Genomic DNA, 13428 nt, shown 5'->3' with positions numbered 1-13428 from the left:
GATTACGCGATTCCACGAAGGCCGGATCGCAATACGGCCCATGCCCCGAAGCGCGCGTCCTGTGATCTGCTTCTGCCATTCACGGCATTCTTCTATTCCGTTCGAAAGGCAGAACCATGTCGACAACGACACCGGGCAAGATGTCTCCCGCCGCGCCGCGGCGTTCCTACAACCGCTTCGTCAATAATCCTGTCATCGAGGACTATTCCCTGCGCTACGCGCCCCGGAGCTTCCGGACCTGGTCGCAATATGCCGTGTTCTCGGCAGCACTGGGCGGGATTGCCTATCTTGCCGACCAGGCGATCGGCGGCTCTCTCGCCGTGCAGTTCGGCTTTGCCAACGCGTTCTGGGGCATCCTCGCGGCGGCGACGGTCATTTTCCTGACCGGCATTCCGATCGCGTATTATTGCGCGAAATACAATGTCGATGTTGATCTGCTTACCCGCGGTGCGGGTTTCGGCTATCTGGGCTCGACCATAACCTCGGTCATCTATGCCAGTTTCACCTTCATTTTCTTTGCTCTTGAAGGTTCGATCATGGCGCAGGCATTCAACCTCTATTTCGGTATCCCGCTGCCCGTCGGCTACGCGGTCGGCTCGCTATTGATCATTCCGCTCGTTGCCTTCGGTATGACCCTGCTTTCCAAGCTGCAGGTGTGGACCCAGCCGATCTGGCTGTTTCTGCTGTTCAGTCCGCCGATCGCAGTGCTCGCCGTCGATCCGCATGCTATTTCTGGCTGGATTGGCTTCGCCGGTTCGTCGCCGAGCGGCTCAGGCTTCAATCCGCTGCTGTTCGGCTCCGCCGCCGGGATCGCACTGTCGCTGATCGCGCAGATTGGCGAACAAGCCGACTATCTCCGCTTCATGCCGGACAAGACGGAGAAAAACTCGATCGGCTGGTGGCTCGCCGTGCTCGGCGCCGGCCCCGGTTGGGTCATTCTCGGTGCCACCAAACAGCTCATGGGCTCGTTCTTTGCCTCCGTCGCGGTATCACACGGAACCCCGTTGGCGCAGGCGAACGAGCCGATCCAGATGTATCATGCCGGCTTCACCTCGATGTTCGGCGCCGGGATGTTGGCGATTAGCGTGGCGACATTCTTCGTCATCCTCTCCCAGATCAAGATCAACGTCACGAACGCCTATTCAGGCTCGCTTTCGTGGTCCAACTTCTTCTCCCGCCTGTTGCACGCTCATCCGGGGCGCTTCGTCTACATCTTCCTCAATATCGGCATTTCCTTGACGATGATGGAACTCAACATGTTCCACTTCCTCGGCAAGATCCTCGGCTTTTACTCGAACGTCGCTGTTGCCTGGATCGGCGCGGTGACGGCGGATCTCGTGATCAACAAGCCGCTGCTCAAGCTCAGCCCGTCCTACGTCGAGTTCAAGCGTGCGCATCTCTACAATTTCAATCCGGTCGGGTTCGGCTCGATGGTGATCGCCTCGATCATCTCGGTGCTCGCGTTCTTCGGTGTCTTCGGCGCCTATGCGGCCGCCTTCTCCTCCTTCATCGCTTTGGCCGTTGCGTTCGTGCTGTCGCCGATCGTCGCGGTCATCACTAAGGGTAGATACTACATCGCGCGTGACCCCTCCTATCATCCGGGTGTCGGGCATACCGCGATGAACTGCGTTGCCTGCGGCTTCGAATACGAGCCGGAGGACATGACCGGATGCCCATTTCACAAGGGCAGCATCTGCTCGCTCTGCTGCTCGCTCGACAGCGATTGTGCTGACATGTGCAAGAAGCCGCATGCCGCGCCATCGCTGTCGTTCGGCTCGCCGACGGTTTGATCGCCCGCTGCTGATTCGCGTGGCTGGGCCGGCGGCCCGCCACGTCCCTTTCACCTCTCAAGGACAAAAGCTCATGCTGCATGGTGATATTTCCGCAAGCAACGACACGGTCGGAGTCGCGGTCGTCAACTACAAGATGCCCCGGCTGCACACCAAGGCCGAGGTACTGGCCAACGCACAGAAGATCGCTGAAATGCTGATCGGGATGAAATCCGGTCTGCCCGGCATGGACCTGGTAATATTCCCCGAGTATTCGACGCACGGCATCATGTATGACCGTAACGAGATGTTGGAGACTGCTTCCGTCATTCCCGGCGACGAAACCGAGATCTTTTCCGAAGCCTGTCGCAAGGCAAAGGTTTGGGGCGTGTTTTCGCTGACCGGAGAACGTCATGAGGAGCATCCGCGCAAGATGCCCTACAACACGCTGATCCTGATCGACGACACAGGAAAGGTCGTCCAGAAATATCGCAAGATCATGCCATGGACGCCGATCGAAGGCTGGTATCCAGGGTCGACGACCTATGTCACCGAGGGCCCGAAGGGCCTGAAAATCAGCCTGATCATCTGCGATGACGGCAACTATCCGGAGATCTGGCGCGATTGCGCGATGAAGGGGGCGGAACTGGTTGTTCGCTGCCAGGGCTACATGTATCCCGCAAAGGACCAGCAGGTCATGATGGCCAAGTCCATGGCCTGGGCCAACAATGTCTATGTCGCGGTTGCCAACGCCTCTGGCTTCGACGGGGTTTATTCCTATTTCGGACACTCCGCGATCATCGGGTTCGACGGGCGCACGCTCGGCGAGTGCGGGGAGGAGGAGTATGGCATCCAGTATGCGCAACTTTCGAAGTCCCTACTGCGTGATGCACGCCGTAATGGCCAGTCGGAGAACCACCTCTTCAAACTGCTCCATCGTGGATATACCGGAATGGTGAATTCTCACGAAAACGAGCCTGGCAAGGCAGTCTGCCCCTACGATTTCTATCGCGAGTGGATTGAAAATCCTGAGGCGGTACGCGCGAAGGTCGAAGGTCTTACACGGCCGAGCCTCGGGACCGAGGAATGTCCGATCGAGGGCATCCCGATTGAGGTCAGGCTCGCGGCCGAGTGAGCGCTCGTACTCAACCTGGCGTCAGCGGGAGGATGGAGCGGAAGCGATTCTGCCTTGGCATTTTTATGGCGAGGGTGTGGCCGTTCAATGAGAGACGTTGCACAATGCCAATGTTTAAGGAACTGCCTGTCACTTGACACATAGCTGTGCGAGGGAGGCTCTGATCATAGCAAGGTACAAGTTCAGTGGCCGGTCAGAGCCAAGCAGATCATCAGTCCTCCGAATGCCAGGAAGATAAGGCCGCTCAGTGGCCGTCGATGGAGCGAAGCGGAATCGGGGGGGGGGGGGGCGACCATGGCGGCGGAGACAAGAATGTACTAACGTTCATCATTAACCACTCACTTGAGCCGGTCAATCGGAAATACTATTGATCAGGAGCCGTGTGCCCATTGGCGCAGTCCGATGGACATGAAGCTCCAGAGCTGATCGACAAGGCGGTTCCAAGCGTGGCAGCAGTGAACGACGATGTCGTCGTGGTTTCGGCACTCTCGGTTGGAGAGTCAGTTGTCGGTAAGCGCCATCCTGCGATGGGTTCGAATTCGAACGAAGCAGGAAAAATTGCAGGGTAGATAAAAAGGTATTTTCACATTATCATGAATTTTATATTGAGATTGATCGATATATTAATTTGCTTGTAGGATGGACACCTTCTTCGCCATCAAACTCAAGCGATCCAAACGCCGATGGCCTGAATTCCCGCACAACGCCCGCAGAACGCCAGACCGAGACCATCCGCGCCGGGCGGAGTGGCCTCGCCCTTGAACACGCGGCCTGATCGAAATGCGACATGGCTTTGGCGCTTTCGATCACGGGCCACGCGTCCGCAGGTGGCGTGCCAAGCGTCAGCTGGCGAGCAGTTCCTTCAATTTCTGGTTGATGAATTCGACATCCTGCACGCTGGTCCCAGGTCCGCCAGCGAAATGCCCCCAGATGGATGGAACCGGCACCAGCGTCGCATTCGGCATGTGCTTCACCTCGAACGCGCTGTCTTCCGGCGGAAAATACAGATCGGTCTGGCCAGGCATGACCAGCGCCTTGGCCTTTATCGCGCCCAGCGCCTTGCGAAAGTCGCCGTGATAGAGCTCGTTGGCGGAGATGTCACCATTCTGCCAGGTCCACAGCATGGCCAGCAGATTGTTCGCGTCCTTGGGCAGGAAGAACCCCTCCCAGAAGGCAATCAGGAAATCCTCCAGCGAGGAATAGCCAAGCGTCTTCAGGTCGAGTTCCTCGCGATAGAAAGCCTGGGAAAACCCCCACCCGGCATACACGCGCGCCATCGCCCTGAGGCCCTTCGCCGGTTTGGTCGTATACCAGCCCTCGGCAAACGCGGCATCGGCCGTGAGCGCCGCCTTCACCCCTTCGAGAAACACGAAATTATGGCGCGAGCATTTTGCCGATCCGCAGAATGGCGCGATCCGTTCGACCATGTCGGGATACATCGCCCCCCAGTGAAACGTCTGTAGCGCGCCCATCGACCAGCCGGTGACCAGCCGGAGCCGTGAAATGCCGAATCTTTCAGTGACGAGATGATGCTGCGCGCGCACGTTGTCATACGCGGTCACCTTCGGGAAACGCGGTCCGTTGTAAGGTTCCGGCGTATTGCTTGGCGAGGAGGACAGGCCATTGCCGAGCATGTTCGGGATGATGATGAACTGCGTTGCCGGATCAAGAGCACGCCCGGCACCGATCAGCCACTCATTGTCATGATGCTGGCCGGAATACCAGGTCGGATAGACGATGGCATTGCTCTTGTCGGCGTTCAATGTGCCGAACGTCTTGTAGGCGAGCTGGCATCCGCGCAGCGTGGCCCCGCCCTGCAGACGAAAATCACCAAGGTCGTGAATCTGATAGTCGATGGTCATCGTGAATCTCTCCCCGTGAAGTGGCCGAATACACGCTCGGCGCATTGCAATGACGTCTGTCTCCTGTCCTGCCCGCATGCCGGGCATCGAGCCGGAAAGCATCAGATATCCTGGCGTCCGGCACGTATAATTATCCAGAAGACCACAGATCGCGCCAGCCGGTTTCACGACTCTGCCGCGATCATCCTGGCTTGCGATTGCCAGGCCCGCATTGGCAAGCCGCCCGCCAGTCTGCGCTCTGATGTCATTGCCGGGCCGCGCGGCGGCATGGCAGACTGATCAAGCGCAGAATGGAGGTCCAACCGTGGCCGAGCATCCCCGGATTCACCGCATCCTCTCCCCCGCCGATGGCACCGAGGTCGCCGCCCGCGCCCTTGCCGGGCCGGCCGAGATCGAGCAGGCGCTGGAGCGGGCCACCGCCGCGCAGAAGGCCTGGCGGCGCGTCGACCTTGCCGGGCGGATGGCGATCTGCGAGCGCTTCGTCGCGCATTTCACCGCCAATGGCGCCGCGATCGCCACCGAGATCAGCGCGCAGATGGGACGTCCGGTGAGCCAGACGCCGGGCGAGATCCGCGGCGTTGCCGAACGCGCACGGATGATGATCTCGCTCGCCGCGGAGTCGCTCGCACCGGTCCGACCCACGCCGGTCGCCGGTTTCGAGCGGTTCATCACCCGCGAGCCGCTCGGCGTCGTCTTCGTCATCGGTGCCTGGAACTACCCCTATCTGATCACCGTCAACAGCGTCGTCCCCGCCCTGCTCGCCGGCAACGCCGTGGTGCTGAAACAGGCCTCGCAGACGCTGCTCTGCGCCGAGCGCTTCGCAGAATCCTTCGCCGCCGCCGGCCTGCCCGAGCATGTCTTTCAGGTGCTCCACCTCGCCAATGCCGACGCCGAGGCGGTGATCCGCGATCCGCGCGTCGATTTCATCGCCTTCACCGGCTCGGTGGCGACCGGCCATCGCGTCGTCCGCGCCGCCGCCGACCGCTTCGCCGGCATCGGCCTCGAACTCGGCGGCAAGGATCCCGCCTATGTCCGGCGCGATGCCGACATCGTCCACGCCGCCGACAATTTGGTCGACGGCGCCTTCTTCAATTCCGGCCAGTCCTGCTGCGGGATCGAGCGGATCTATGTCGATGCCGCCGTATATGACGATTTCATCGCCCGCGTCGTCGAGACCACCAACGCCTATCGCCTCGGCCATTCGCTCGACGCCGCGACCACGCTCGGCCCGATGGTCAACGCCGCCGGCGCCGATTTCGTGCGCGGCCAGATCGCCGACGCCCTCGCCGCCGGTGCTGCGGCGCTGATCGACGAGGCGCGGTTCCCCGCAAGCCGACCCGGCACGCCCTATCTCGCGCCGCAGGTGCTGGTAAATGTCGATCACCGGATGGACGTGATGCGCAGCGAGAGCTTCGGCCCGGTCGTCGGCATCATGAAGGTCGGCTCGGACAAGGAGGCGATCGGCCTGATGAACGACAGCCCCTATGGCCTCACCGCCTCGGTCTGGACCCGCGACATCGAGGCCGCAACCCGCATCGGCGGCGCGATCGACACCGGCACCGTGTTCATGAACCGCTGCGACTATCTCGACCCGGCGCTGGCCTGGGTCGGGGTGAAGGATTCCGGCCGCGGCTGCACCCTGTCGCGGATCGGCTTCGAGCATCTGACCCGGCCGAAATCCTTCCACCTGAAAGAAGCACCCTGACGCATCGTCCGGCGCGGGCGGGATCAGTCCAGCCGGACCATGACGTGGCGGACCACGGTATAGTCCTCCAGCGCATAGGCCGAGAGGTCTTTGCCGTAGCCCGACCGCTTCAGCCCGCCATGCGGCATTTCGTTGGCGAGCATGAAGTGGCAGTTCACCCAGGTCGCGCCGTAGCGCAGCCCGGCGGCCAGGCGCATCGCCCGCCCGACATCGCGCGTCCAGACCGACGAGGCGAGGCCGTAATCGGAATCGTTCGCCCAGACGATCGCCTGCTCGGGATCGGTGAAGCGCGTCACTGACACGACGGGGCCGAACACCTCCCGGCGCACGATCTCGTCGTCCTGCGCCGCGCCGGCGACCACGGTGGGTTCGTAGTAGAACCCGGCCCCCGCCGCGTCGCGCCCGCCGGCGACGATCTCGACATGCGGCAGCGCGGCCGCGCGGGCGACGAAGCCGCCCACCCGCTCGCGCTGGCCCGCCGAGATCACCGGGCCGATGTCGTTTTCCGAATCATCCGCCCGGTCATAGCGGAGTTGCGCCACCGCCGCGGCGAGGTCGGCCACGAACCGGTCATAGACCTTCGCACCGGCATAGACCCGGCAGGCCGCCGTGCAGTCCTGCCCGGAATTGTAATAGCCGAAATCCCGCACCGCGGCGACGGCGGCGTCGATATCGGCATCGTCGAAGACGATCACCGGCGCCTTGCCGCCGAGTTCGAGATGGGTGCGCTTGATCGAGGCCGACGCTGCCTGGATCACCCGCTCGCCGGTGCCGATCGAGCCGGTCAGCGAGATCATCGCAATCCCGGGCGCGTCGATCAGCGCCTGGCCGGTGCTCGTCCCGCGCCCCGAAATCACGTTGAGCACGCCCTCGGGCAGAATGCCGGCGGCGACACGCGCCAGTTTCAGCGCGGTCAGCGGCGTCAGTTCCGAGGGTTTGAGCACGACCGTGTTGCCGGCGGCGAGCGCCGGGGCGATCTTCCACGCCGCCATCATCAGCGGGTAGTTCCACGGCGCGATCTGCGCGACCGGGCCTATCGGATCGCGCCGGATCATCGAGGTATGGCCGGCGAGATACTCGCCCGCCGCACTGCCCGAAAGGCAGCGCGCAGCACCGGCGAAGAAGCGGAAACAGTCGACGATGGCGGGAATCTCGTCGCGCAGCACGGCCGGGCGCGGCTTGCCGCAATTCAGCGCCTCCAGCGCGGCGAAGTCTTCCGCCTCCGCCTCGATCGCATCGGCGAGGCGCAGCAGCATCGCCGCGCGCTCGCCCGGCGGCAGCGCCGCATAAGCGGGAAAGGCGCGCCCGGCGGCTTCCACCGCGCGGGCCACCTGGCCGGCATCCGCCTCGGCGATCTCGACGATCACCGCACCGGTCCTGGGATTTATCACCGGAACCGGCGCGCCCGCGCCCGGCTCGAAGGCGCCGCCGATCAGCAGGTGTGTGGGCAGGGTCGCGGCCATCTCAGCCTCCCGCCCCTTCATGAACCGCGCGTTCCTCGGCCGCGATTTCCGCCGCCCGGCGCGCGATCGCTTCGCGGCTGATCGGCGGGCCGGGGAAGCGCACCCGCGCCACCCCGAACCAGAGCACCAGCATCAGCACGATCAGGCCGAGACCGTAGGTGATCAGGATGTCGTTGGGCGGCTGGATGCCGATATAAATCAGCACGAACACGCCGATGATCGAAATCACCGCGAGCGGCTTCGAGAGCGCGCCGAGGCGGAACGGGCCGAACTCGGTCCAGGTCTTGCCCTCCGCCAGCAGGCCGGCCGCGACCGGCATGGCATAGGAGATATAGAGGAACATCGCGCAGCCCGCCGCCAGCGCCGCGAAGGCCGGCGAATACAGCGTCGCCGCGACCGAGAGCCCCGCCGTGAGCCAGATCGCGCCGACCGGTGTGCGGTGCGTCGGGCTTACCCGCCGCCAGATCGCATGGCCCGGCAGCCCGCCATCGCGGGCGAAGGCGAAGATCATCCGCGAGGTCGAGGTCACCCCCGCCAGCGCGCAGAGATAGTTGGCGACGACGATGCCGACATAGAGCAGGTATTTCACCGGCAGGATCACCGGCAACCCGGCGAGCAGGTTGAAGAACACGTTGCCGCCCTGCGCCGCCGCCTTGCCGAGATCCGGCATCGCCAGCAGGATCGCGGCCTCCATCACGAGGCCGAAGGCGAACGACCAGAACACCGAATTGATGATCCCGCGCGGCACGGTGCGCCGTGCGTTCACCGTCTCCTCCGAGGTGTGGGCCGCGCCGTCGAACCCGGTGATGGTGTAGAGCGGCAGCAGCAGGCCGAGCATGAAGAGGTAGAACAGGTTGCCGCTATGCGGCACCACGCCGCCGCCGGCCTTGCCGGAATAGTTGATGAAGGTGAACAGCCGCGAAAAATCGTAATGCTGCGCGCCCACCAGCATCGCGATGGTCAGCACGATGGCGATGAAGAAGATCAGGTAGCCGGAGAAATCGGTCAGCCGCGTGGTGGTGCGGATGCCCATGTGGTTGAACGCGCCCTGGCTCGCGGTGATCAGGACGACGGCGACGGTCTGCTGCCAGAACCCCCAGTGCGACGTGTCGATATGGAACATGTTGCCGAGGATCAGGCTGGTGAACAGGTCGTAGGCGCCGACATTCACCGAGGCGACGACGAAGATCAGCCCGAGCAGGTTGACGAAGGCGGTCGCCCAGCCCCAGCCCCGCCCGCCGAGGATCGAGGACCAGTGATAGAGCGCGCCCGCCGTCGGGTAGGCCGAGGCGATCTGCGCCATCGACAGCGCGATCACCATCGAGAAGATCGACCCCACGATCCAGCCGATGAACACGCCCCCCGGCCCGGCAGCCGAGAACGCCGCCTGGAACGAGGTGATTCCGCCGGCAAGAATGCAGATGATCGAAAAGGCGATGGCGAAATTGGAAAACCCGTGCATGCGCCGCGAGAGTTCCTGCGCATAGCCCATCTTGTGCAGCGTTGCGGTATCCTCCGCGAGGATCCGCGCCTCATTCTGGTCGTTCGACATCTCCGTCTCCCATGTTGACCGTCAGGCCGTGTGCGCCGGGCTTTCCCGCCCGGTCGTGCTGTCGGGCGCCGTGCGGGCACCGAGCTTGCGCCGCACCGCCTCGGGCGAGGCGCCGTGCAGCCGGCGGCAGGCCCGCGAAAAGGCGCTCACCTCGGAATAGCCGAGCAGTTCGGCGATCGTGGCGATCGAGAGATGCGGCTCGGCGAGATACATCAGCGCGAGCCGCGCCCGCACCTGGTCGATGCAGTCCGAATAGGTGAGTCCGTGCTCGGCGAGGCGGCGCTGCAGCGTCCAGCGCGGCAGGCCGAGGCTCGCGGCCACGCGGTCGATCCCGGCCGGCCCCTCGGGCAGCTTCCGGCGGATCTCGCTCGTCACCGCGCCGAGCAGGTCGCGCGGCGCGCCGCCGCCGCCGATCCGGCGCAGCTCCTCGGCCAGTGCGGCGAAGCGCGCCGGGTCGCGCGCCGGCATCGGCCGCTCCAGCCCCGCCGCGCGAAAGCTGATCGCGTTCGCCGGCGCGGCGAAGAACACCGGCGCGCCGAACGCCGCCGCATGCGCCTGCGCCTGTTCCGGCGCCGGATGCTCGAACCACACCTCCTCGATCTCCAGCGCGCTGCCGAGCGCGCGCCGCAGCAGGTTGGCGAACATCCCCATCGTCAGCTCGGCATCCTGCCGGCGCGACCAGATCAGCGGATCGACGATCCGGTATTCCAGCCGCAGCGCGCGTCCCTCCCGCGCGAGGCGGGTTTCGGTGTTCTGCTGGTGCTGGATGAAATGCCGCGCGAAGGCGGCAATCCCGGTGCCGACATCCGGCGCCGCCAGCGCGAGCTGGCCGATCAGCCCGAGCGCCTCGGGCTGGAATTGCTGGCCGAAGCGCAGGCCGAAATGCGAATCCCCGCTGCGCGCCGCCGCCCGTTCCATCATCGCGACATAGCGCGCGAGCGGCACCGTCGCGCGCGGATCTTCAAGGTCGCGCGGGTCGAACCCCGCCTCGCCGAGCACCAGGTCCGGGTCTGCCCCTGCATCGCGGATGAACGAAGTCACCCCGGACGCCGCGGCGGCGAGCACATGGCAGGAGGTCGATCCGGACGCGGCGGCAGGCAGACCCATGATCCCCTTCAATCCGTCGGTGCCGCGCCAGAATGCCGGTCGGCGCGGCCGTTGCGCAACGAAATTCGGCAGTGGTCCGACTGTGGCAAATTCCGCCCCGGCCCGCTTTGACATCTGAACACAAACCCGCGCGCACAAGCCGCTTGTCGCCGAATGTCAAGAACGCCACACTGGCCCCGTGCGATGTTTCGCCGGGAGGTGCGATCATGAACAACGATCTTGCTGCACAAGCCATCACCGCGTCCGGCGGCATGAGTCTCGACGAGTTGCGCGCCGCGGTCGATGCCGGGGCGATCGACACGATCGTGATGGCCGCGCCGGACATGCAGGGACGGCTGCAGGGCAAGCGGGTGATGCCCCGCTTCTTCCTCGACAACGTCCTGGCCGACGCCTCGGAGGGCTGCAACTACCTGCTCGCCGTCGATGTCGAGATGACGCCGGTCTCCGGCTACGATTTCGCCTCGTGGGATCGCGGCTATGGCGATTTCGTCTTCCGCCCCGATCTCTCGACCCTGCGCCGCGCCGCCTGGCAGGAGGGCGCCGCGATCGTGCTCTGCGACATCGCGCTGCATGACGGCAGCCCCGCGCCGGTCGCCCCGCGCAGCATCCTGCGCCGCCAGCTCGACCGCCTCGCCGCCGCCGGCCTGACCGCCCTCGCCGCGACCGAGCTCGAATTCATGCTCTTCCGCAACACCTACGAGGAGTGCATGCGGCGCGGGTATCGCGACCTCGATCCCGCCAATCTCTACAATGTCGACTATTCGATCCTCGGCACCGCCAAGGTGGAAAGGGTCATCCGCGCCATCCGCAACGCGCTCGAAGCGTCGGGCATCCGCGTCGAGAATTCCAAGGGCGAGTGCAATCTCGGCCAGCACGAGATCAACTTCGCCTACGCCCCGGCGCTGGAATGCGCCGATGGCCACGTGATCTACAAGGAAGCCGCGAAGGAGATCGCCCAGTCGCAGGACCACGCCATCACCTACATGGCGAAGTTCAACGAGCGCGAGGGCAATTCCTGCCACATCCATCTCAGCCTGCGCGACGCGGCAAACCGCCCGGTCTTCGCTGCCGGTGAGGGCCACGCGCCGGAATTCGACCATTTCCTCGCCGGCCTCGCCGCCCATGCCGCCGAGTTGTCAGTCCTGTTCGCGCCCAACATCAACTCCTACAAGCGCTACGCCGTGGGCAGCTTCGCGCCGACCGGCCTGGTCTGGGGGCATGACAACCGCACCTGCGCCTTCCGCGTGCTCGGCCACGGGCGGTCGCTGCGCGTCGAGAACCGGCTGCCGGGCGGCGACGTGAACCCCTACCTCGCCCTCGCCGGCATGATCGCCGCCGGGCTCGACGGCATGGAACGCCGGCTGCCGCCGCAACCGGCCTTCACCGGCAACGCCTATCATGGCGACCTGCCGCGCGTGCCCCGCACGCTTTCCGACGCCCTCGCCCTCTGGCGCCACAGCGCCTTCGCGCGCGAGGCGTTCGGCGAGCAGGTGGTCGCGCATTACGCCAGGATGGCCGAGGTCGAGGTCGAGACCTTCGCCGCCGCGGTGACCGACTGGGAACGCACACGCTGCTTTGAAAGGATGTAACCCGCGATGACCATTCTGCAGGGAACCTGGCGCTTCCCCACCGAGGTGCTGGCCGGGCCGGGCCGCATCGGCGAACTCGCCGCCCGCGCGCGCGATCTCGGCGCCCGCCGCGCGCTGCTGGTCTCCGACGCGCAGGTGGCGAAACTACCCTTCTTCGCGCCGCTGGAAGCCGGCTTCGCCGCCGCCGGCATCGCCACCGCGCGCTTCACCGGCACCCACCCCGACCCGCTGGCGAGCGACGTCGCCGCCGGCGTCGCCGCCTTCCGCGCGCATGAGGCGGACCTCGTCGTCGCGATCGGCGGCGGCAGCGCGCTCGATTGCGGCAAGACCATCGCCCTCGCCGCCGCGACCGACCGGCCGCTCTGGGATTTCGAGATCACCCTCGCCGCCCCCGCGCTCGACCGGCCAATGGTGCCCATTCTCGCGGTGCCGACCACCGCCGGCACCGGCTCGGAAGTCGGCCGCGCCTCGGTCATCACCGACGAGCAGTCCGCCCGCAAGGTGATCCTGCTGCACCCGCAGATGCTGCCGCGCCTCGTCGTGCTCGACGCCGAACTCACCATCGGCCTGCCCGCGACCCTGACCGCCTGGACCGGGATGGACGCGCTCGCCCACAATCTCGAAGCCTATTGCATCGACGCCTGGCACCCGATGGCGGACGGCGTCGCGGTCGAGGGGATGCGGCTGATCCATGGCAGCCTCGTCACCGCGACGACCGATGGCCGCAACCTTGCGGCCCGCGGCACCATGCTCGCCGCCGCCTCGATGGGCGCGACCGCCTTCCAGAAAGGCCTCGGTGCGATCCACTCGCTCAGCCACCCGATCGGCGCGCAGTGCCACGCCCATCACGGCCTGACCAACGCCGTGCTGATGCCCTACGTGCTGGAATTCAACCGCCATGCGATCGAGCCGAAAATCGTGCAGCTCGCCCGCAGCCTCGGCATCGAAGGCGGGTTCGAAGGCGTCCGCGACTGGGTGATCGACCTGCGAAAGACGCTCGGCATCCCGCACACGGTCGACGCGCTCGGCGTCACCGCGCCGATGCTCGATGCGCTGTCGGAGCAGGCCTTCCGCGATCCCAACACGCCGGACAACCCCCGCCCGGCCGACGCCGCCGCCCTGCGCCGCATCCTCGCCGCCGCCCTCGAAGGCCGGCTCGACGGACTGTCCCGCTGAACCGCCGCCGTCTTCCGGAACGGGCGCCGGCGCCGAGGACAAACGCCCGGCCGACACGCTCCCCTGATTG

The 13428-nt window shown here is 65.3% G+C and carries 9 protein-coding genes and 1 pseudogene; 5 read left to right on the top strand and 5 right to left on the bottom strand.

The window, feature by feature from the left end; all coding sequences use genetic code 11:
* The first annotated feature begins 116 nt into the window (after nt 1-116).
* Together HUW10_RS13445 and HUW10_RS13440 are read left to right on the top strand one after the other, a co-directional pair.
* Nucleotides 117-1790, top strand: coding sequence for a cytosine permease (locus tag HUW10_RS13445; protein WP_201712616.1), 1674 nt, complete (start codon nt 117-119; stop codon nt 1788-1790).
* Nucleotides 1750-2904: an aliphatic amidase gene (locus HUW10_RS13440; RefSeq protein WP_236656390.1), complete on the top strand. Its 1155-nt coding sequence runs from the start codon at nt 1750-1752 to the stop codon at nt 2902-2904. Before HUW10_RS13445 ends, HUW10_RS13440 begins: the two co-directional genes overlap by 41 nt.
* 371 nt (nt 2905-3275) lie before the next feature.
* Here the strand turns inward: HUW10_RS13440 and HUW10_RS13435 are convergent.
* Nucleotides 3276-3404, bottom strand: a pseudogene (locus HUW10_RS13435) (IS630 family transposase); the annotation flags it as partial.
* Nucleotides 3405-3746: 342 nt separating this feature from the next.
* Nucleotides 3747-4766 carry an alpha/beta fold hydrolase gene (locus HUW10_RS13430; RefSeq protein ID WP_174503963.1) on the bottom strand — a complete coding sequence of 340 codons (1020 nt, stop codon included), beginning with the start codon at nt 4764-4766 and terminating at the stop codon, nt 3747-3749.
* A gap of 304 nt (nt 4767-5070) precedes the next feature.
* Here HUW10_RS13430 and HUW10_RS13425 point away from each other — a divergent pair, with 304 nt between their 5' ends.
* Nucleotides 5071-6471: an aldehyde dehydrogenase family protein gene (locus HUW10_RS13425; protein WP_174503962.1), complete on the top strand. Its 1401-nt coding sequence runs from the start codon at nt 5071-5073 to the stop codon at nt 6469-6471.
* A gap of 23 nt (nt 6472-6494) precedes the next feature.
* On the opposite strand, the gene HUW10_RS13420 is transcribed toward HUW10_RS13425, so the two are convergent.
* Genes HUW10_RS13420 through HUW10_RS13410 form a run of 3 tightly spaced genes read right to left on the bottom strand, consistent with a single transcriptional unit; the run spans nt 6495 to nt 10593 of the window.
* Nucleotides 6495-7955 (bottom strand): gamma-aminobutyraldehyde dehydrogenase, encoded by a 1461-nt coding sequence (locus HUW10_RS13420; RefSeq protein WP_201712615.1) that lies wholly within the window; start codon nt 7953-7955, stop codon nt 6495-6497.
* Nucleotides 7936-9486, bottom strand: a complete 1551-nt coding sequence (locus tag HUW10_RS13415) for an amino acid permease (RefSeq protein ID WP_174503961.1) — start codon at nt 9484-9486, stop codon at nt 7936-7938. The genes HUW10_RS13420 and HUW10_RS13415 overlap by 20 nt, the downstream gene beginning before the upstream one ends.
* Before the next feature lie 21 nt (nt 9487-9507).
* Nucleotides 9508-10593 carry an AraC family transcriptional regulator gene (locus tag HUW10_RS13410; protein ID WP_236656389.1) on the bottom strand — a complete coding sequence of 362 codons (1086 nt, stop codon included), beginning with the start codon at nt 10591-10593 and terminating at the stop codon, nt 9508-9510.
* Nucleotides 10594-10799: 206 nt separating this feature from the next.
* Here HUW10_RS13410 and HUW10_RS13405 point away from each other — a divergent pair, with 206 nt between their 5' ends.
* Both HUW10_RS13405 and HUW10_RS13400 read left to right on the top strand, forming a co-directional pair.
* Nucleotides 10800-12182 (top strand): glutamine synthetase family protein, encoded by a 1383-nt coding sequence (locus HUW10_RS13405; protein WP_236656388.1) that lies wholly within the window; start codon nt 10800-10802, stop codon nt 12180-12182.
* 6 nt (nt 12183-12188) lie between these two features.
* The gene (locus HUW10_RS13400) at nt 12189-13358 is read left to right on the top strand and encodes an iron-containing alcohol dehydrogenase (protein WP_174503959.1); all 1170 of its coding nucleotides are present in this window, start codon (nt 12189-12191) and stop codon (nt 13356-13358) included.
* The last annotated feature ends 70 nt before the right edge of the window (nt 13359-13428 follow it).

Source organism: Acidiphilium sp. C61, assembly GCF_905116885.1.
Lineage (GTDB): Bacteria > Pseudomonadota > Alphaproteobacteria > Acetobacterales > Acetobacteraceae > Acidiphilium.
This window is presented reverse-complemented; position numbering and strand designations above follow the sequence as displayed.

What these genes read in the sequence shown, in the direction of transcription:
- HUW10_RS13445 (WP_201712616.1), top strand. Translation starts at nt 117, where the DNA reads ATGTCGACAACGACACCGGGCAAGATGTCTCCCGCCGCGCCGCGGCGT.
- HUW10_RS13440 (WP_236656390.1), top strand. Translation starts at nt 1,750, where the DNA reads ATGCCGCGCCATCGCTGTCGTTCGGCTCGCCGACGGTTTGATCGCCCG.
- HUW10_RS13430 (WP_174503963.1), bottom strand. Translation starts at nt 4,766, where the DNA reads ATGACCATCGACTATCAGATTCACGACCTTGGTGATTTTCGTCTGCAG.
- HUW10_RS13420 (WP_201712615.1), bottom strand. Translation starts at nt 7,955, where the DNA reads ATGAAGGGGCGGGAGGCTGAGATGGCCGCGACCCTGCCCACACACCTG.
- HUW10_RS13415 (WP_174503961.1), bottom strand. Translation starts at nt 9,486, where the DNA reads ATGTCGAACGACCAGAATGAGGCGCGGATCCTCGCGGAGGATACCGCA.
- HUW10_RS13410 (WP_236656389.1), bottom strand. Translation starts at nt 10,593, where the DNA reads ATGGGTCTGCCTGCCGCCGCGTCCGGATCGACCTCCTGCCATGTGCTC.
- HUW10_RS13405 (WP_236656388.1), top strand. Translation starts at nt 10,800, where the DNA reads ATGAACAACGATCTTGCTGCACAAGCCATCACCGCGTCCGGCGGCATG.
- HUW10_RS13400 (WP_174503959.1), top strand. Translation starts at nt 12,189, where the DNA reads ATGACCATTCTGCAGGGAACCTGGCGCTTCCCCACCGAGGTGCTGGCC.